The organism is Curtobacterium sp. MCBA15_001 (assembly GCF_001864835.1).
GTDB lineage: Bacteria > Actinomycetota > Actinomycetes > Actinomycetales > Microbacteriaceae > Curtobacterium.
In genome coordinates this window covers 85,713-105,371 of the sequence record NZ_MJGI01000009.1, presented here as the reverse complement: position 1 = coordinate 105,371, position 19,659 = coordinate 85,713, and the positions used below count along the sequence as shown (strand labels likewise).

18 protein-coding genes and 1 pseudogene are annotated in these 19,659 nt (G+C 72.0%); 14 read left to right on the top strand and 5 right to left on the bottom strand.

The window, feature by feature from the left end:
• From BIU90_RS05265 to BIU90_RS05230, 9 genes and pseudogenes are all read left to right on the top strand, one after another.
• Positions 1-1,098, top strand: a pseudogene (locus BIU90_RS05265) (hypothetical protein); the annotation flags it as partial.
• Between the two features lie 31 nt (positions 1,099-1,129).
• Complete coding sequence (locus tag BIU90_RS05260) at positions 1,130-2,104, top strand: HAD-IIA family hydrolase (RefSeq protein ID WP_071299199.1); 975 nt, start codon at positions 1,130-1,132, stop codon at positions 2,102-2,104.
• Between the two features lie 10 nt (positions 2,105-2,114).
• Positions 2,115-2,273 carry a hypothetical protein gene (locus BIU90_RS18600; RefSeq protein WP_175470140.1) on the top strand — a complete coding sequence of 53 codons (159 nt, stop codon included), beginning with the start codon at positions 2,115-2,117 and terminating at the stop codon, positions 2,271-2,273.
• A 61-nt stretch (positions 2,274-2,334) separates the two neighbouring features.
• Entirely contained in the window at positions 2,335-3,150 is an 816-nt protein-coding gene (locus BIU90_RS05255) for a TlyA family RNA methyltransferase (protein ID WP_071299198.1), read from the top strand.
• The gene (locus BIU90_RS05250; RefSeq protein WP_071299183.1) at positions 3,147-4,067 is read left to right on the top strand and encodes an NAD kinase; all 921 of its coding nucleotides are present in this window, start codon (positions 3,147-3,149) and stop codon (positions 4,065-4,067) included. The genes BIU90_RS05255 and BIU90_RS05250 overlap by 4 nt, the downstream gene beginning before the upstream one ends.
• 87 nt (positions 4,068-4,154) lie before the next feature.
• Positions 4,155-5,849 (top strand): DNA repair protein RecN, encoded by a 1,695-nt coding sequence (gene recN / locus BIU90_RS05245; protein ID WP_071299182.1) that lies wholly within the window; start codon positions 4,155-4,157, stop codon positions 5,847-5,849.
• Positions 5,850-6,003: 154 nt separating this feature from the next.
• On the top strand, positions 6,004-7,683 hold the full coding sequence (locus BIU90_RS05240) for a CTP synthase (protein WP_071299197.1): 1,680 nt from the start codon (positions 6,004-6,006) through the stop codon (positions 7,681-7,683).
• Positions 7,684-7,793: 110 nt separating this feature from the next.
• Positions 7,794-8,369 (top strand): NUDIX hydrolase, encoded by a 576-nt coding sequence (locus BIU90_RS05235; RefSeq protein WP_071299181.1) that lies wholly within the window; start codon positions 7,794-7,796, stop codon positions 8,367-8,369.
• A 60-nt stretch (positions 8,370-8,429) separates the two neighbouring features.
• Complete coding sequence (locus BIU90_RS05230; protein WP_071299196.1) at positions 8,430-9,467, top strand: site-specific tyrosine recombinase XerD; 1,038 nt, start codon at positions 8,430-8,432, stop codon at positions 9,465-9,467.
• 34 nt (positions 9,468-9,501) lie between these two features.
• Here the strand turns inward: BIU90_RS05230 and BIU90_RS05225 are convergent, their stop codons facing one another.
• A complete protein-coding gene (locus tag BIU90_RS05225; protein WP_083403717.1) occupies positions 9,502-9,951 on the bottom strand; it encodes a DUF2510 domain-containing protein in 450 nt (149 codons plus the stop codon).
• A gap of 98 nt (positions 9,952-10,049) precedes the next feature.
• Entirely contained in the window at positions 10,050-11,081 is a 1,032-nt protein-coding gene (locus tag BIU90_RS05220) for an LLM class flavin-dependent oxidoreductase (protein WP_071299179.1), read from the bottom strand.
• A 55-nt stretch (positions 11,082-11,136) separates the two neighbouring features.
• Here BIU90_RS05220 and BIU90_RS05215 point away from each other — a divergent pair, with 55 nt between their 5' ends.
• Together BIU90_RS05215 and BIU90_RS05210 are read left to right on the top strand one after the other, a co-directional pair.
• Positions 11,137-11,469, top strand: coding sequence for a TraR/DksA C4-type zinc finger protein (locus BIU90_RS05215; protein WP_071299178.1), 333 nt, complete (start codon positions 11,137-11,139; stop codon positions 11,467-11,469).
• 97 nt (positions 11,470-11,566) lie between these two features.
• Positions 11,567-11,980, top strand: a complete 414-nt coding sequence (locus BIU90_RS05210) for a TIGR02611 family protein (protein WP_071299177.1) — start codon at positions 11,567-11,569, stop codon at positions 11,978-11,980.
• Between the two features lie 11 nt (positions 11,981-11,991).
• Here the strand turns inward: BIU90_RS05210 and BIU90_RS05205 are convergent, their stop codons facing one another.
• Positions 11,992-13,239, bottom strand: a complete 1,248-nt coding sequence (locus tag BIU90_RS05205; protein ID WP_071299176.1) for an MFS transporter — start codon at positions 13,237-13,239, stop codon at positions 11,992-11,994.
• A gap of 101 nt (positions 13,240-13,340) precedes the next feature.
• Here BIU90_RS05205 and BIU90_RS05200 point away from each other — a divergent pair, with 101 nt between their 5' ends.
• Positions 13,341-13,712, top strand: a complete 372-nt coding sequence (locus BIU90_RS05200) for a helix-turn-helix transcriptional regulator (RefSeq protein WP_071299175.1) — start codon at positions 13,341-13,343, stop codon at positions 13,710-13,712.
• A gap of 32 nt (positions 13,713-13,744) precedes the next feature.
• Positions 13,745-15,325 (top strand): class I SAM-dependent methyltransferase, encoded by a 1,581-nt coding sequence (locus BIU90_RS05195; protein WP_071299174.1) that lies wholly within the window; start codon positions 13,745-13,747, stop codon positions 15,323-15,325.
• A gap of 56 nt (positions 15,326-15,381) precedes the next feature.
• Here BIU90_RS05195 and BIU90_RS05190 read toward each other — a convergent pair whose 3' ends face one another.
• Positions 15,382-16,245: an NAD(P)-dependent oxidoreductase gene (locus BIU90_RS05190; RefSeq protein WP_071299173.1), complete on the bottom strand. Its 864-nt coding sequence runs from the start codon at positions 16,243-16,245 to the stop codon at positions 15,382-15,384.
• Positions 16,246-16,411: 166 nt separating this feature from the next.
• Positions 16,412-17,002 carry a TetR/AcrR family transcriptional regulator gene (locus tag BIU90_RS05185; RefSeq protein ID WP_083403716.1) on the bottom strand — a complete coding sequence of 197 codons (591 nt, stop codon included), beginning with the start codon at positions 17,000-17,002 and terminating at the stop codon, positions 16,412-16,414.
• Positions 17,003-17,150: 148 nt separating this feature from the next.
• On the opposite strand from BIU90_RS05185, the gene BIU90_RS05180 reads away from it, so the two are divergent.
• The gene (locus tag BIU90_RS05180; protein ID WP_139195120.1) at positions 17,151-19,658 is read left to right on the top strand and encodes a glycoside hydrolase family 3 protein; all 2,508 of its coding nucleotides are present in this window, start codon (positions 17,151-17,153) and stop codon (positions 19,656-19,658) included.
• The last annotated feature ends 1 nt before the right edge of the window (position 19,659 follow it).

Sequence of the window (19,659 nt, the reverse complement as noted above, 5' to 3'; positions counted from 1 at the left end):
GGGGATCGTCCGTCGTACAACTCCGACCGACCCCGCCGTGAGGGCGACCGCCCCTTCCGCGGCAACTCCGATCGTCCGCGTCGTGACGGAGACCGTCCGGAGCGCGGGCAGTTCACCACTCGCGGAGGCAGCGGCGACCGACCGCGGTTCGGCGACGGTACCCGTTCGGCTGGTTCGCGGTTCGGCGAGGCCTCGCGCGACGACTGGGAAGACCGCGACCCGTACGGCACGAAGTCGATCCGGCCGCGTCACGACGACCCGGAGATCCCCGACGAGGTGCAGGCCCGGGACCTCCACCCCCAGGCTCGCGCCGAGCTCAAGACCCTGAGCAAGGACAACGCGGACTGGGTTGCACGCCACCTGGTGACCGCAGCGATGTACGTCGACGAGGACCCGGCGCTGGCGAACCAGCACGCGCTGAGCGCCGCGCGCCGCGCCGGTCGTGTGGCGGTCGTGCGGGAGACCGCGGCCATCACGGCATACCGTCTCGGTGACTTCAGCATGGCGCTCCGGGAGCTGCGGACCTACCGCCGGATCTCCGGGCGCAACGACCAGCTGCCGATGATGGTCGACTGCGAGCGCGGTCTCGGCCGTCCCGAGCGGGCGCTCGAGCTCGGGCGCTCGGTGGACCGCGCAGCGCTCGAGCCCGGTGTGCAGGTCGAACTCGCGATCGCGATGTCCGGCGCGCGCATCGACCTCGGGAACCCCACAGCCGCGCTGGGCGAACTGGAGATTCCACAGCTCGACCCCTCGACGGCCTACAGCTGGTCGCCGGCGCTCTACAGTGCTTACGCGGCCACGCTCGAGGAGCTCGGCCGCCAGGACGAGGCCGACGAGTGGTGGGCGCGCGTCGACCGTGCAGCCGAGGCGCTTGCCGAAGCTGCTGACGAAGACTCTTGGGAGACAGTGGATGTGGTCGAGGAAGAAGTCGAAGGACACGACGAGCCCGCAGGGGACGACGAGTCCGCAGAGCCCGGCGAGCCCGACCAGCTCGCGCCCCTCGGAGAACCCGACGAGGACTTCGACGAGCCCGACGACGACCTCGGCGAGATCGACGACGACAACCCCCGCGACGTCGACGGCTCCGCAGCCGACTGACACCCCTCGGCCGCCGACGGACGGCGTCGACCTGGTCCTCACTGACCTGGACGGCGTCGTCTACCGCGGGCGGAACGCGATCCCGCACGCCGTCGAGTCGCTGACACGTGCGTCGCTGACGGCGCGCGTGGGCTACATCACGAACAACGCCTCGCGCCGTCCGTCCGACGTCGCCGAGCACCTCGAGCGGTACGGGCTGGAAGTGACCCCGGACGACGTCGTGACGAGCTCGCAGGCCGGCGTGCGGCTCCTCGCCACGCTGGTCCCCGCGGGATCGACGATCCTGGTCATCGGGGGCATCGGCCTGACCAGCATCGTCGAGCAGGCGGGCTTCACGGTGACCGCCAGCGCCGAGGATGCCCCGGCGGCGGTGATCCAGGGGTTCTCGCCGGACCTCGGATGGCAGCAGCTCGCCGAGGCGTCGTTCGCACTGGCCGACCCGGAGGTCCCGTGGGTCGCGACGAACATGGACTGGTCGATCCCGGTCGAGCGCGGCATCGCCCCGGGCAACGGCACGCTCGTGTCCGCGGTGCACCAGGCAGTCGGTCGGATGCCCGTCGTGGCCGGCAAGCCCGAACGACCCATCTTCGACGCCGCCCTCGCCCGCTTCGGCGGCGAACGGCCCCTGTTCATCGGCGACCGGCTGGACACGGACATCAAGGGCGCGAACGACGTCGGCATCCCGAGCGTGCTCGTGCTCACCGGCATCGACCAGGCGAAGCAGGTGCTCGCGGCGGACGCCCGCTCGCGGCCGACCTTCGTGCTGCGTGACCTGCGTGGTCTGTCCGAGCCCTACCCGGTGACGCACCGACACGAGGCCGAGGACGGCACCAGGTACGTCAGCGTGGGCGAGTCGACCGTCCGCATGCACCGGCACGTCGTGCGTGTCGAGAAGGCCGGTGACGACCCCATGGACCTGCTACGTGCGGGTGCCGCTGCGATCTGGGACTCAGGCCTGGCGATCTACGGCCTCGATGTCGATCCGGCTCTCCACGGCGGCGAGTAGCGTGTCCGACGTGTCAGACGCCCCCGAGCAGCAGCCCGACGACAGCGATGTCGCGCGTCGTGCGCGCGCTGCCGAGGAACTCCCGCTGCCGGAACGTGCGGATGCCTTCGCCGCCCTGCACGACGAGCTGCGGACGCGGCTCGAGAGCGGCAGCACCGCGCGTGGCTGAGTCCCGTCCGTCCGGTGTCGACCGCGCCGGGCAGGACCTGCGCGCCGTGGACACTGCGGCGCTGGCAGCGGTCCCGACGCCGGTCCGACTCGACGCTGCCGTCGCCGCGCGCGGCCTGGCCAAGTCGCGGACGACGGCCGCCAAGCTCATCCTCGACGGCCGAGTCAGCATCGACGGCGTCCCCGTCGTGAAGGCCTCGACGCCCGTCCTGCCCGACACCGACATCCGGGTCGACGTCGGCGAGGAATGGGTCTCGCGGGCGGCGCTCAAGCTCGTCGGTGCGCTCGACGCGTTCGGGATCGACCCGACGGGCCGGGTGGCGCTCGACGTCGGTGCGAGCACGGGCGGGTTCACCCAGGTCCTCCTGGCTCGTGGCGCCCGACGCGTCGTCGCGCTCGACGTCGGGCACGGCCAGCTCGACCCCGTCGTGGCGCTGGACGACCGGGTCGCCGTGGTCGAGGGCGTGAACGCGCGGAACCTGACCGCCGAGGACTACCTGTCGCTCGACCCCGAGGCTGGCGACACCACGCTCGTCGTCGGTGACCTGTCGTTCATCAGCCTGCGGATCGTGCTCCCCGCCCTGGCGCAGGCCGTGCCGGCGGACGACTTCGTGCTGCTCGTGAAGCCGCAGTTCGAGGTCGGTCGTGGGGGCGTCCGTGAAGGCATCGTGCACGATGCCGACCTGCGGAACGACGCGCTGATGAACGTGCTCTGGGCCGCCTGGGACCTCGGGCTCGGGACGTCCGGGTTGACTGCCTCACCGATCATCGGGACGCACGGCAACCACGAGTACCTCGCGCGTCTCCAGCGAGGCGCCGGGTCGAACCCGACAGAATGGATCACTCGGGCGACCGAGCTGGCAGAAGGGGCTCCATGAGCGACGAACGGCACATCCTGCTCGTGTCGCACACGGGCCGACGCGACTCCATCGACGCCGCGGTCGAGGTCTGCGACCTGCTGACGGCCGCCGGTCTGACGCCCGTGATGCCCTTCGACGAGTACGCCGACATCCGCCGGGCCGAGGCGTCCGTCGGCAAGGTCGACATCCTCGGGGTGGACGTGCAGCCGGACGACCTCGAGATCGTCATCGTGCTGGGCGGCGACGGCACGATCCTCCGTGCCGCCGAGCTCGCCCGGGGGACCCACGCGCCGCTCATCGGCGTCAACCTGGGCCACGTCGGGTTCCTGGCGGAGAGCGAGCGCGACGGCCTGGCCGAGACCGTGCAGCGTGCGCTGGCCGGCGAGTACAACGTCGAGGAGCGCGTCGCGCTGCAGGTCGACGTCGTCGTCGGACACGAGAAGGTCTACTCGTCGTGGGCCCTCAACGAGGCCACGATCGAGAAGGCCTCGCGTGAGCGCATGCTCGAGGTCGTGACCGAGGTCGACGGTCGGCCGCTGTCGTCCTTCGGCTGCGACGGCGTCGTCGTGGCGACCCCGACCGGGTCGACGGCCTACTCGTTCTCCGGCGGCGGCCCGATCGTCTGGCCAGACGTCGACGCGATCCTCATGGTCCCGCTCAGCGCCCACGCGCTGTTCTCGCGGCCGATCGTCGTCGGTCCGGACCGGGTGTTGGCGATCGAGGTGCTCCGGCGGACCAGCGGCGTCGGCGTGCTGTGGTGCGACGGCCGACGGACCCACGACCTGCCGCCCGGGGCTCGCGTGGTGGTGCGACGTTCGCCGGAGCCCGTCCGCGTGGCCCGGCTCAAGGACGCCCCCTTCACCGACCGCCTGGTCGCGAAGTTCCAGCTGCCCGTCGCTGGCTGGCGTGGCCCTGCCGAGGACGACGACGCATGATCGCCGAGCGACCCACACGGGGTGACGCATGATCGCCAGGGACCTGCGCAGCATCCGGATCCTCGCGGAACACACACGGGGTGACGCATGATCGAAGAGATCCGGATCTCGGACCTCGGAGTGATCGGCGACGCGACGCTGGAGCTCGGGCCGGGCTTCACCGTGGTCACCGGCGAGACCGGCGCCGGCAAGACGATGATCGTCACCGCGCTCGGGCTCCTGCTCGGCGCGCGTGCCGACGCCGGATCCGTCCGACGCGGTGCTGCGAGCGCTGTGGTCGAGGGGCGCTGGGACGTCCCGGACCACGCCGCGGTGACTGAACGGGTCGAGGACGCCGGGGGAGCGGTCGAGGACGGCGAGCTCATCCTGACCCGGACCGTCTCGGCCGAGGGACGCAGCCGCGCCACCGTCGGCGGGCGCAGTGCGCCCGTCGCGGTGCTCGGCGAGCTGGCGGACCAACTGGTCACCGTGCACGGGCAGTCCGACCAGATCCGCCTGACCTCGTCCACGGCGCAGCGTTCGGCGCTCGACGGCTTCGGCGGCCGTGCCCTCGAACAGGCCCTCGCCGCCTACGTGCGTGCCTTCGACGCCTGGCAGGAGCACGCGGCCGAACTCGAGACCCTCACCCGGGACCGCGACGACCGCCTGGCCGAAGCCGCTCGGTTGCGCGAGGCCTCGGACGAGATCGAGGCCGCGGCACCGCAGCCCGGCGAGGACGACGAGCTCGCGGAACGCGCGGAGCGGCTCGGCAACCTCGAGGAACTGCGGTTGTCCGCGGGCCTCGCGCACGAGGCGATCTCGTCGGAGTCCCTCGACGGCGCGACCGACGTCATCGGCCTGGTCGAGGCGGCTCGACGCGCGATCGAACGCGTCACGGGTGCGGACAGCGCACTGCAGCCCGTGCTGGAACAGCTGACCGAACTCGGCATCCAGGCCAGTGAGGCCTCGGCGAGCCTGTCGAGCTACCTCGGCTCCCTCGAGCCCGAGGCAGGGCACGACCTCGAGCTCATCAACGAACGCCGCGCGGTGCTCTCCGCGCTGAGCCGCAAGTACGGCGAGACCGTCGACGACGTCATCGCCTTCGGGCAGCGGGCGAGCGACCGCCTGCTCGAACTCGACGGCGACGACGACCGCATCATCCGCCTCGAGCAGGCCGTCGAAGCGGACGAAGCGGCGCTCGATACGGCGGCGGCGACCCTGACCACGGCGCGCACGAAGGCGGCGAACGACCTCGCCAAGCGCGTGACGGCGGAGCTGCGGACGCTCGCGATGGCCGGTGCGACCCTCGTGGTGGAGGTCACCGACGCCGGCGAGTACCGCCGACACGGTCGCGACCAGGTGGCGATCCTGCTCCAGCCGCACTCCGGCACCGATCCGCGGCCGATCAGCAAGGGCGCATCGGGCGGGGAGCTCTCGCGGGTGATGCTCGCGATCGAGGTCGTCATGGCCGGCAGCACGACGGTGCCGACCTTCGTGTTCGACGAGGTGGACGCCGGCGTCGGCGGCGCTGCGGCGATCGAGATCGGGCGTCGCCTGGCGAAGCTCGCCGAGCGCACCCAGGTCATCGTCGTCACGCACCTGGCCCAGGTCGCGGCGTTCGCGACGAACCACCTGAACGTCGTGAAGGACGCCAGCGGTGCGGTGACGTCGTCGAGCGTCCGGCGGCTCGAAGGGGACGACCGCCTGCAGGAGATGGCGCGGCTGCTCTCCGGCCTCGGCGACAGCGCCAGCGGCATGGAACACGCTCGCGAGCTGCTGGAGGTCGCGGCGCAGTCCGCCTGACGCGCACTGCCCCGCCCGGCCACCCGCCGGGCGGACACGCGCACGGCGAACGCGGGTCGCGCCTCCCGGCAGTTCTGACGTACGATGGAATCCCGTGGCGGACACTTCCAGCGGTACCCAGGCGAACACGGACCAGAACACCTCGACCCCGAAGGTGACGAAGCAGATCTTCGTCACAGGCGGGGTCGTCTCGTCGCTCGGCAAGGGCCTGACGGCGGCCAGCCTCGGCAACCTGCTCACGGCGCGCGGCGTCAAGGTCGTCATGCAGAAGCTCGACCCGTACCTCAACGTGGACCCGGGCACCATGAACCCGTTCCAGCACGGTGAGGTCTTCGTCACCGACGACGGCGCCGAGACCGACCTGGACATCGGGCACTACGAGCGCTTCCTCGACATCAACCTGGCGCAGTCGGCCAACGTCACGACCGGCCAGGTCTACTCGACGGTCATCGCGAAGGAACGTCGCGGCGAGTACCTCGGCGACACCGTGCAGGTCATCCCGCACATCACCGACGAGATCAAGCGCCGGATGCGCGAGCAGGCGGAGAACGACCCGCAGCCCGACGTCATCATCACCGAGGTCGGCGGCACCGTCGGTGACATCGAGTCGCAGCCGTTCATCGAGTCGGCACGTCAGGTCCGGCACGAGCTCGGCCGCAACAACGTGTTCTTCGTGCACGTGTCGCTCGTGCCGTTCATGAACGCCTCGGGTGAGCAGAAGACGAAGCCGACGCAGCACTCCGTCGCCGCGCTGCGCTCGATCGGCATCCAGCCCGACGCCCTCGTGCTCCGCTCCGACCGCCCGGTCTCGGACTCGAACAAGAAGAAGATCGCGCTCATGTGCGACGTCGACGAGGACGCGGTCGTCAACGCCGTGGACGTCCCCTCGATCTACGACCTGCCGACGCTGCTCAACAGCCAGGGCCTCGACCAGGTCATCGTGGACGCGCTGCACCTGGACGCCGGGCCCGTCGACTGGACCTCGTGGAACCCGGTCCTGCAGGCCGTGCACGAGCCCAAGAAGGACGTCACGATCGCCCTGGTCGGCAAGTACATCGACCTCCCCGACGCCTACCTGTCGGTCACCGAGGCGCTGCGCGCAGGCGGCTTCGCCCACAACGCCAAGGTCACGTTGAAGTGGGTCGTGTCCGACGACTGCACCACGCCCGAGGGGGCCGCGAAGCAGCTCGGCGACGTCGACGGCATCTGCGTCCCGGGTGGGTTCGGCGTGCGTGGCATCGAGGGCAAGCTCGGTGCGCTGAAGTTCGCGCGCGAGAACCACATCCCCACGCTCGGCCTGTGCCTCGGCCTGCAGTGCATGGTCATCGAGTACGCCCGTCACGAGGCCGGCCTGGTCGACGCGTCGAGCTCCGAGTTCGACCCGGAGACGCCGACCCCGGTCGTGGCGACGATGGCCGAGCAGGTGGACATCATCGCCGGCGGCGACCTGGGTGGCACGATGCGCCTTGGCCTCTACCCCGCGCACTTCACGGAGGGCTCGCTGGCCGCCGATCTCTACGGGGCACCCGAGGCGTCCGAGCGGCACCGCCACCGCTACGAGGTCAACAACACGTACCGCCAGCAGATCGCGGACGCGGGCCTGCGGTTCTCGGGCACCTCGCCCGACGGCACGCTGGTGGAGTACGTCGAGCTGGACCGGAGCGAGCACCCGTTCTACATCGGCACGCAGGCGCACCCCGAGCTGCGCTCGCGGCCGAACCACGCGCATCCGCTGTTCGCGGGTCTGGTCGGGGCAGCGATCGAGCGCAACGAGTCCTCGCGGCTGTTCGACCCGGAGACCGAGTCCGCGTCGGAGTCGGTGGAGGTCGCGTAGTCGACGTCACCACGTGACAGACGGGAGGCCCGTGGCTGCGCAGCCACGGGCCTCCCGTCCGTCTGTGGGTCGGTGTGGGACGTGACGGTGGTCGCTGGTTGGATGGTCACGTGACCGACGCACCCATCGCTGACGACCCGACCTCCTTCGACGTGACCGACTCCACGGTCGTCTACGAGGGCGCGGTGTGGGACGTCCGGCGGGACGAGGTGGCGTACGGGGACGGCATGGTCCGTGAGTACATCGACCACACCGGTGCCGTCGCGGTCTGGGCCGAGGACGCCGAGGGCCGCGTGCTCGTGATCCAGCAGTACCGGCACCCCGTGCAGCTGCGCGACTGGGAGCTGCCCGCCGGACTGCTCGACCACCCGGGCGAGGACCACCTGGTCGCTGCGCAGCGTGAACTCGCCGAGGAAGCGGACGTCGAGGCCGACACCTGGGAGCCGCTGGTGCACTACAACACCTCGTCCGGCGGCAGCAACGAGTTCATCGAGATCTACCGCGCGCGCGACGTCCGGCCCACGGGCTCCACGTTCGAGCGTGAAGCCGAAGAGGCCGACATCGAGGTCCGGTGGGTCCCACGGGCCGAGGTCATCGCCGGGATCTTCGCGGGTCGGCTGCACAACTCGGCGCTCATCGTGGCGGCGCTCGCCGTGGACGCGCTCGAGCGTGGTGCGGAGCAGTAGCCTCGTCCGGTGACCTCCGGTGCCGTTCCGCTCGCGGGTGCGGCGCTGTCCTCGGGTGCAGTGCCGCTCGAACGGGCCGTCGACGTCTACCTGCGGCACGTCGCGATCGAGCGGGGGCTGTCGCAGCACACCCTGGCGGCGTACCGGCGCGACCTCGCGACGTTCGCGGTGTGGATCGCGACGCAGCCCGTCGTCGAGTCGTCCGGCGCGGACCGGGCCGGGGGAGCGAGCGTGCTCCAGGACGTCGGGCGGCTGGCGCGTGCTGACCTGTCCGGGTTCGTGACGCACCTCGCGACGCGCCCCGAGGGGCCGTTGGCGCCGCGGTCGATCGCCCGGATGCTCAGCTCGGTACGGTCCTTCGCCACGTTCGCCGCCGGTGAGGGCTGGTTGCCGATGGACCCCGGCGCGTCCGTCCGCCCGCCGAAGGCCCCGATGCGACTGCCGAAGGCGATCTCGGTGCACGACATGGAACGGTTGTTGCAGGCCACCGAGGGGGACGACCCGGTGGCGCTGCGGGACCGGGCGCTGCTCGAACTGCTCTACGCCACCGGGGCGCGTATCTCCGAGGCGGTCGGGCTGTCCGTGGACGACGTCACGACGCTGGCCGGGGCCGGGGCCGGGGCCGGGGCCGGGGCCGGGTCTGGGGCCGGGTCCGGGGCTGATGACGTCGCCGGGGATGACGGCATCGCGGTGGTCCGGGTCACGGGCAAGGGCAACAAGCAGCGCATCGTGCCGCTCGGCAGCTACGCCCGGGCTGCGGTCGAGGCGTACCTCGTGCGGGCGCGGCCGGTGTTCGCCGTTCGGGGACCGTCGACGCCGGCGCTGTTCCTCGGGGCGCGGGGTGCGCGGCTCTCGCGGCAGAGTGCGTGGCTCGTGATCCAGGCGGCGGCTGAGCGGGCGGACCTGGTGGAGCACGTGTCGCCGCACACGTTCCGGCACTCGTTCGCGACGCACCTGCTCGAGGGTGGTGCGGACGTCCGGGTGGTTCAGGAACTGCTCGGGCACGCGAGTGTCGCGACGACGCAGATCTACACGATGGTGACCGCGGACCTGCTGCGCGACGTGTACCAGACGGCGCATCCGCGGGCGCGGCGGTAGGGCTGGCGCGGGCCCGGGCCGGCCCGGTGCTGCGTCAGGACACGGGTGCGTGGGTGCTCAGCGCGACCAGGCCCGTGGCGAGGGCGACCACGATCGCGGACACCGCCACGCTCCGCGCCAGCAACCGCCATCGGTCCGTCGCACCCGGGCGGACGACACCGACGAGGCCGGCCAGGACCGCGAGCACACTGAACGCACCCCATGGGTTGAGCGCCACGGACGCGATCGCCAGGACCGCCGCGGACGCCGCGAACGCGCAGAGTCGCCGCGAGGTCGCAGCGCCATAGGCCCAGGTCCGGTGCTCGACGGGCGGGGGCGTCACCGAGAAGGACGGCCCGGTCGGGGTCACCGTCACCGGCACCATCGCCGCTGGTCCTCGGGCCGGCAGCGGCCGCGTGCCCTCACCCCAGGCGTGCCCGTCCCACCAACGGAGACGACCGGCGTCCCGGGGGTCCGGGAACCAGCCAGCGGCCGGCAGTGTCACGAGGAGCTCCTGAGGACGAGTGGATGGTGCCTCTCGACGCTACGGTCCGCCGCTCCGCCCTCCCAGTCCCAACCCGGGTGTCGGCAGGAAGGGGGACGTCAGGCCGGGACTGGCGCTGCGTCCACCTCGCGCATGACGTCCGCGACCGCCGCCAGCAGCCGGGCGTTGAAGTCGACGCCGAGCTGGTTCGGCACGGTCACGAGGACCGTGTCGGCAGCGCGGACCGCCGCGTCGGCAGCCAGCTCCACGACGAGGTCCTCGGGCGACCCGATGTAGGAGCGGCCGAAGCGCGCGAGTCCACCGTCGAGGTACCCGACCTGGTCCGATCCCTCGACCTGGGCCCGCACGCCGAAGTAGTGGCGTGACTCGTCGTCGACGATCGGGATGATGCTGCGCGAGACGGAGACCCGCGGGGTGCGCTCCCAGCCCGACTCCGCCCAGACCCGGCGGAAGCGCTCGATCTGCTCGGCCTGCAGCTGCTCGAAGGGCACGCCGGTGTCCTCGGTCAGCAGGGTCGACGACATCAGGTTCATCCCCTGTTCGGCCGTCCACTCGGCGGTCGCCCGCGTGCCGGCGCCCCACCAGATCCGGTCCTGGAGCGTGTCCGACAGCGGGAGGATCGGCAGCGATCCCTCGGAGCCGGTCATCTGGGGGTTCGCGTTGGCCATCGGCTCGCCGGCGATCGCGCGGCGGAGAACGGTGGTGTGCGCGCGGGCCAGGTCGGCGCCGTTCGGGTCGGAGGCCTCGGGCACGTACCCGAAGGACTGGTACCCGGCCAGGGCGGTCTCGGGTGACCCCCGGCTCACCCCGAGCTGGAGCCGGCCGCCGGAGATCAGGTCGGTGGCCGCCGCTTCCTCGGCCATGTAGAGCGGGTTCTCGTACCGCATGTCGATCACGCCGGTGCCGATCTCGATGCGGCTGGTCTTCGCGGCGATCGCGGACAGCAGCGGGAAGGGGGCGGCCTGCTGCTGCGCGAAGTGGTGCACGCGGAAGTACGCCCCGTCGACGCCGGCCTCCTCGGCTGCGACCGCGAGGTCGATGCCCTGCACCAGGGCCTCACGCCCGCTGCGGACCCGGGACCCCGGCACGTCGCGCCAGTGTCCGAACGACAGGAACCCGATCTTCGTCATGTCGATGCGAACGCATCCGCGATGGAGTCCATTCCGCAGGACTAGCGTCGTCGGCATGGACGACCCTCGCGAGGCCCTGCTGACGGAGCGCGGCCGCTCGGTCAAGCTGCTCGCCGACGTCGAGCGGAGCATGCGCGACGTCAGTGACGCCCGCGACGGCGCGAACACGGACGACGAGCACGACCCCGAGGGGGCGACGCTGGCCTGGGAGCGCGGGTCGCTCGGCGCGGTGCGGGATGACGCGCGTCGGCGCGTCGAGCAGGTCGACGCCGCGCTCGCGCGGCTCGACGCGGGTGTCTACGGGACGTGCGTGGTCGGCGGTGAACCCATCCAGGAGGCCCGACTCGCCGCCGTCCCGTGGGCCGCGACGTGCGTCGCGCACGCATGACGTGCCTCCCGTCCGTCGCACTGACGGCACCGCCGCACCCGGCTGATCGGCACCCGCTGCGCCGCGGATTCCCAGCCGCGGGTCCTACCGTTCGGGGATGGACGGCGACCCGGACGACCGCACGGCGAGTGCAGCGCGACCCCACCGTTTCCAGTGGTTCCACGACATGCGCGCCTGGATCCACGCCCGGCCGCACGTGCACCTGTTCTGGAAGGTGCTGATCGGCATCGTCGGCGGGCTCGTCGTGGTCATCGGGCTGATCCTGGTGCCGCTGCCCGGGCCCGGATGGCTGGTCGTGTTCATCGGCCTCACGATCCTGGCGAGCGAGTTCCACTTCTTCCACCGGATCATCACGTGGCTCCGGGCGCAGCTGCACCGCTTCTGGGACTGGGCGAAGACGCACGGGCCGCAGTGGCTGCGTCGCGCTGCGGACCGGGGCAAGGCCGACGTCGACTCCGCGCACGCCGAGGCGCACCGCAGCATGCGGCGTCCGCCGCGGCCGACGCACTAGGGGCGCCCGGGCTACTCCGCCGTGCGGATCGAGCCCGTGGCGGTGCGCTCGAGCGCCTCGCACGCCTGCTCCTCGACCTGCGCGGCCGAGCGCGACGCGAGCTGCAGCACGAGGGCGACCGCCGCGGCGAGCACGATGAACGCCCCGTACCCGGCGAGCACCGGCACCAGGCCGACCGCCGGCTCGAGCAGCCCGCCGACCACCGCCGGGATGCCGAACGCCAGGTAGCTGACGACGTAGATCGTCGAGAGCAGCCCCGCACGGTGCGTCGGTGCCGCCGTGGTGAGCAGCATCCGGAGCGGGGCCTGGAACCCGGCGCCGAAGCCGACGCCGGCGATGGCGCTGCCGACCACGAGCCCGGGCAGCGAGTGGGCGAAGACGAAGGCCACGGTGACGATCGGACCGAGGACCAGCGCGACGAGGCCGATCAGCAGGGCGCTCCGCGCGTCCATGCGCTGGATCGCCAGGCCGGTCAGCGCTCCGGCCCCCGTCACGACGGCGATGAGCGCACCGGCGGCGAAGTGGTTCTCGATGCCGAACACCTGCCCGAGCGCCGAGGGGACGAGCGACAGGAAGAGGCCGCCGAGCGCCCAGCTGGCGATGAGCGATCCGGTGACGCCGCGGAACAGCGCGCGCGAGGACCGCGGCACCGAGATCGTCGGGCGGAGGGAGCGGAGGGCGCCCGGGCGACGCTGGACCTGCTCGGGGACGACGAACAGCGCGAGCACCATGAGCAGCAGCAGGGCGCCGAACAGCAGGTAGACGAACTGCTCAGGCGCTGGACCCCACTCCACCAGGGCGCCGCTCGACATCGCGCCCGCGGCGAGGGCGAACGGCGGGACGGCGCCGTTCAGCACGCCCGCCAGGCTCGGGTGCCGTTCGAGGGAGTTGTCGATGAGGGCGGCTCCGAGCGCACCGATGAGCAGTCCGACGGAGACGCCCTGCACGATGCGGTCGAGGATGAGCGCGCCGAGCCCGTCCGCCACGGCGAACAACCCCAGCGACAGGGTGAGGGCGAGCCCGCCGACGACGAGCACGGGCTTGCGTCCGACGTGGTCCGACAGGCGGCCGGCGACGAGCAGACTGACGAGCAGCCCGGCGACGTAGATGGCGAAGACCCCGGTGAGCATGAGCGGCGTCAGGTGCCACTCCGCGGCGTACACGGGGTAGATCGGCGAGGGCACCGCTGATGAGGCGAGTGCCACGAACAGCATCGCCGCGATGATCCAGAACCCGGCGACCGAGCGGGCTGACTGCATGAGCGCACCTTCCGAGCGTTGTTGTACGAGACCAGTCGTACAGTACCGCGGCTGTACGACGCAAGTCGTACAGCGAGGTGAACGGTGGTAGCGTCCCGTCCATGCCCGAACGAGTGGAGCTGGCGGCGCCCGAGCGCCTGCCGCAGCCGACGGTCGCCGAGATGGACCTGCCCGTCGTGATGGACGCCCTGTCCGACCCGATCCGCCTGGCGATCCTGCACCGCTACCTGGTCGACGCCGCCGGGGGCGAGCGCTCGTGCGGCTGGGTCGGCGTCGACCGGCCGAAGTCCACGCTGACGCACCACTTCCGTGTGCTGCGCGAGGCCGGCCTGCTCGAACAGCACCTCGAGGGTCTGACCCGCGTCAGCCGCGTCCGGGTCGATGACGTGCAGCAGCGGTTCCCGGGGCTGCTCGACCTGGTCGTCGACTGGCAGGTGCCCGCGACGCTGATGCGCGAGGACCTGGGCGCATGACCGACCGCAGGCGGATGAACGACCGCAGGCGCATGACCGACCACAGGCGCACGACCGACCGCACGACCGACGGCGCCCACACGCTGCCCGACGTGCACGCCGACGTCGCCGTGACCGATGCCCTGCGCGCCGACCTGACCGCCGCGGGCTTCACCGTCGAGGGGGTCGACGCGCTCTGGGGTACCGAGGCCGCGGCGTCCCTGCACCGGGGATCCCGCGTCGCCGCACTCCGAGCACTCGACGCGCGCGGACCCTCGCCGCTGGGGACCCTCGCCACGCTGTTCGTCCTGGGCCTGCCCGTCGCCGAGTCCGATGCCGACCAGGCGTTCGCACGGACCGGTGTCGGCGCCCTCGAACGCGCGGGACTGGTCCGGACGGCCGCGGGTCAGGTCGCGCCGACGGTGGACCTGCGTCCGTACGGGTTCGTCGACGACGCGGGTGCCGGCAGCTGGTGGATCGTCTCGGACCTGGGGGAGCTGGCCCTCGGCGCCGCCCTCGACGAGGAGCACGTGCTCGGCATCGGCGGCGCCACGACCACGCTGAGCGGCCTGCAGGTGCCCGTGCCGGTCCGCCGCGTGCTCGACCTCGGCACCGGCTGTGGCGTCCAGGCCATGCACGCCCGACGCTTCGCGGATCAGGTGGTCGCCACCGACATCTCGCGCCGGGCCCTCGCCATCGCCCGCTTCAACGCGCAGCTCAACGGTCTCGACGGCATCGAGTTCCGGCTCGGTTCGCTGTTCGAGCCCGTCGCGGGGGAGCGGTTCGACCGGATCGTCTCGAACCCGCCGTTCGTCATCACACCCCGCGCCGAGGGTGTGCCGTCCTACGAGTACCGCGACGGCGGCATGGTCGGCGACGTCCTGGTCGAGACGGTGCTGACCGGGCTGGCCGACCACCTGGAACCCGGCGGGACCGCGCAGCTCCTCGGCAACTGGGAGTACCACTGGGGCGTCGACGGACTCGACCGGGTGCGCGCCTGGTTCGAGCACACCGACCTGGACGCCTGGGTGATCGAACGCGAACGACAGGACCCGGCCTCGTACGCCGAGACCTGGATCCGCGACGGCGGCACCAAGCCCGGCACGCCCGAGTCCGACCACCTGATGGCCGCCTGGCTCGACGACTTCGCCACGCGGAAGGTCACCGGGGTCGGCTTCGGCTACGTCGTGGTCCGCCGGCCCCAGCCAGGAGGCGCGGCTCGGCTCCGACGGTTCGAGCGTGTCCCCGAGACGCTCGGCTCCAACCCCGCGGGGCTCGGAGCCACGGTGGCCCGCGTCCTCGACGCCGCGAGCTGGCTCGCCGAGCACGACGACACCGCGCTCGCCGCGGCGCACCTGCGGGTCGCCGGCGACGTGACCGAGGAGCGGTACTACTGGCCGGGCAACGACGACCCGACCGTGATGACGCTCGTGCAGGGCGGCGGACTCGGGCGACGGGTCGACGCGGACACGGCGCTCGCCGCGTTCGTCGGCGCCTGCGACGGTGACCTGTCGGTGGCGGCGATCGTCGGTGCGCTGGCGCAGATCACCGGGGTCGACGAGCAGGCACTGGCGGCGGACCTGCTGCCCGCCGCCCGTGACCTGGTGCTCGATGGCCTGCTCCTGCCCGCCTGACGCCGGGGACGTTCAGACGGGCAGGGCGTTGCTCGGGCGGGTGGGGTTGCTGTTGCTCAGGAGCGGTGGTCGCGCCAGGAGTGCTGCGGGTCGTAGCCGAGCAGCTCGCGGGCCTTCTCGCTCGACAGCAGGGAGCTGACGCCGTCGATGTCCGACCGGCGCTCGATGTCCGGCACGAAGCGCTCGACGAGCTCGATCGTCGGGGTGTCCATGACGGTGTCCGGGCTGGCGATGACGAAGGCCTCGAAGCCGGTCAGCTCGCTCTCGAGGGCCTTGCGGACCGCCTGGGCGCCGTCGCGGCTGTCGATGTACGACCACAGGTTGAACGTCTTCGCCTCGGGGGTGGCGTCCCACGGGTACGACGGGTAGTCGGTCTCGTCCATGACGTTCGAGAACCGCAGCCCGATCATCTTGAGCGTAGGGTCCCAGCGGGTGAAGTGTCGGGCCATCTCCTCCTCCACGGCCTTGCCGAGGGAGTACGAGGACTGGGGGCGGACGGGGAAGTCCTCGTCGACGGGCAGGTAGGGCGGGTGGTGCTCGCCCATCGGGATGCCGAGCAGGGTCTCGCTCGACGCCCAGACCACGTTCGTGATCTTCGCCGCCCGGGCCGCGTGGAAGACGTTGATCGATGCGGTCACGTTGTTCGTGATGAGTGCGACGTCGGGCACCTGACCCGGCGCCGGCACCGCGGCGAGGTGCACCACGGCGTCGACGGAGTCGTACCGGTCGTCGATGCCGAGCAGGGCGTTCAGCACCTGCCCGTAGTCGGTCAGGTCGATGCGGACGAACTGCACCCGCTCCGGCTTGTCGGGGGACGGCACGCGGTCGAGCAGGACCACGTCGTACCCGTGTTCGTCGAGGTCGCGCACCACGGCACGTCCGAGCTTGCCACTGCCACCGGTCACCACTACGCGCGTCATCGCGCCTCCGCTCTCCATCGAACCGGGCGCACCGCCCGTGCCTGTCGGCGGGTCCCATCCTGCCGTGTGCGCCCTGGACGCGACCAGGCACTGGTGGTACCTGGCTCGCCGGGGCCGCGCCGGGCCTCCAGTCCGACGCGGACGGACCGGACGGTCCGGACCAGCGCTACGAGGCGGCGGCGACCTGCGCGACGGCCAGGCGGGTGACGAGCTCGACGTGCGTGGCCATGTCGCGGGAGGGGTCGAAGAGCCACTGGATCTGCATGCCGTCGGAGACGGCGAGCAGCACGCTCGTCAGCTGCTCCGGGTCGAGGTCCGCGCGGAGCCGGCCGTCCTCCTGCATCGCGCGGAAGTCAGCCGTCATGTTGCGTCGGGAGTTCTCGTACCGCTCGCGGAAGTAGGCGTGGGCGGGGTGGTCCGGGTCCGTCGCGGCCGCAGCTGACAGGTTGACGAACATCTGGACGAGCCCGGGGACCTCGGCGTTGTGCCGGACGATCAGCGACAGCAGGTCACCCGGGTCCTTCGCCTGCCAGTCGGTGGCCTCGTCGATGGCGTCGCGGCGGCGGAGGATCTCGACCCAGAGCTCGTCCTTGGAGTCGAAGTAGTGCAGCAGCCCAGCCTGAGTCAGACCGACCGCGTCGGAGATGTCCTTGATGCTGGTGCGACGGAACCCCTGCTGGGCGACGAGGTCGAGCGCCACGGTGAGGATCTCCTCGCGCTTGGCGATGCCCTTGGCGTACGAACCCCGTCGTGTCATGGCAGGACTGTACCGCCCCACCTCCGCCTGTGAAAACCAAACCATGCACGGTTTTGGTGGTAGCGTCAGCGGCGTCGCCGTCGACGGTCCACCTCGCACTGGTCCAGCCACGCGCGACCTCCAGCAGCAACGAGAGGACCGATCGAACGTGACGACCGTCGACACCGTGGGCACCGCCTCCGCATCCGAGCCCCTGGGCGAGCGCATCGACGCGCTCGTCGGGCGGCTGAGCACCGAGCAGAAGGTGCAGCTGCTGACCGGCCGCGACTTCTGGACCACCTGGCCGATCGACGAGATCGGGCTGCGCCCCATGCTCATGTCCGACGGTCCGTCCGGCGTGCGCGGCGAGGTCTGGGACGAGCGTGACCCGTCGCTGAACCTGCCGTCGGCCACCGCGCTGTCGGCGAGCTGGGACCGCGCGATCGCGAAGCGCTACGGCGCCGCCGCGGCGGTGGAGGCCCGGCGCAAGGGCGTCGACGTCGTGCTCGGCCCGACCATCAACCTGCACCGCTCGCCCCTGGGCGGCCGCCACTTCGAGGCCTTCAGCGAGGACCCGGTGCTGACCGGGGACCTGGCGGCGTCCTACGTCGCGGGCGTGCAGGAGAACGGTGTCGCAGCGACGCCCAAGCACTACATCGCCAACGACTACGAGACCGACCGCTTCACGGCGTCGACCGAGGTGTCCGACCGGGCGCTCCGCGAGCTGTACCTGCTGGCGTTCGAGAAGGCCGTGACCGAGGCACACGCCTGGGCGGTGATGTCCTCGTACAACGGCATCAACGGCGTGACCGCGTCGGAGAACGACCTGCTCGAGACACCGCTGAACTCCGAGTGGGGCTTCGACGGCATCGTCGTGTCGGACTGGACCGGAGTGCGCTCGGTCGACTCCGCGAAGGCGTCGCAGGACGTGGCGATGCCCGGGCCGAACCCGTGGTGGAGCGAGGGCCCGCTGCTGGCCGCCGTCCGCTCCGGCGAGGTGCCGATGGCCGCGATCGACCGCAAGGTGCACCGCATCCTGACGCTCGCGGCACGGGTCGGTGCACTCGAGGGCTTCGACGCCGTGGCCGCGGCCCCGGTGACCGTCGAGGACGGTGTCGCGTTCGTCCGCGAGGCCGAGGCCGAGGGCACCGTGCTCGTCCGCAACACCGGGATCCTGCCGCTCGGCAGCGGCAGCGACTCCGGCACCGGTTCCGACACCGCCGCGCCGACCCGCATCGCGGTGATCGGCCACAACGCCGACCAGGCCCGGACCCAGGGCGGCGGCTCGGCGACCGTCGTGCCGTCGTCGGTCGTGTCCCCGCTCGACGGCATCCGCGCCGCGTTCCCGTCTGCCACGGTCGACTACGCCATCGGGGCCGTCGTGCAGGAGGGCATCGCCGAGTTCCCGCTGTCGAGCATCACCAACCCGGGGACCGGTCAGCCCGGCGCCCGCGTCGCGTTCGTCGCGGACGGCACCGAACTGTACGTCGAGGACCGCCAGGCGACCGCGCTGTTCTGGTTCGGTGGCGACGCCCCCACGCGCGAGGCCGACCGCCTCGACATCACCACGACGTACACGGCCGAGACCACCGGCACCGTGCGCATCGGCGTCGGCGCAGCGGGTCGGTCGCGGATGTGGATCGACGACGCCCTGGTGCTCGACGAGGACGTGCCGTACGAGGGTGACCAGCTCGGTGCGGCGTTCCTCAACCCGCCGGCGCGCTCGGTCCCGGTGTCGGTCACCGCCGGGCAGCAGGTCGCGATCCGGATCGAGTACGACATCGTGCAGGACGAGACCCTCGGCGGGGTGCTGGCGTACCAGTTCGGCACCGAGCCCTCGGACGAGGACCCCGCGTCGCTCATCGCCGCGGCCGTCGAGACCGCCCGTGACGCCGACGTGGTCGTGGTCGTCGTCGGCACGAACTCCAAGGTCGAGTCCGAGGGGTACGACCGGTCGTCGCTCGCCCTCCCCGGTCACCAGGACGAGCTCGTCGCCGCCGTGGTCGCCGCGAACCCGGCCACCGTCGTGGTCGTGAACGCCGGGTCGCCGGTCGAGATGCCCTGGCGCGACGACGTCGCCGCGGTGCTGCTGACCTGGTTCGGCGGGCAGGAGTACGGCAACGCGGTCGCCGACGTGCTGACCGGGGCGCGCGAGCCCGGCGGTCGCCTGCCCACCACCTGGCCGGTCGCGATGGCGGACGTCCCCGTGCTCGACGTCACCCCGGTCGACGGGGAGGTGTCCTACGACGAGGGTGTGCACATCGGCTACCGGGCGTGGCTGCGCGCCGGCGTCACCCCCGCGTACCCGTTCGGGCACGGCCTCGGCTACACGACCTGGACGCTCGACGGCATCGCCGCGACGCCGACCGTGACCGAGGGCGACGCCGTGCTCGTGACGACCATCGCCGTGAACACCGGCGACCGCGCGGGCAAGCAGGTCGTGCAGGTCTACGCGTCGCGAGCGGCGTCGTCCGTCGACCGACCGGTGCGCTGGCTGGTCGGGTTCGCTCCCGTGCGCCTGGCCGCGGGCGCGTCGACCGAGGTCTCCATCGAGGTCCCGGCCCGGGCGTTCGCGCACTGGGACGGCGCCTGGGCCTTCGAACCGGGCGTCTTCACGCTGCACGTCGGGACCTCCGTGGCCGACGAGGCGGGGAGCGCGGAGGTCACCCTCTCCTGAG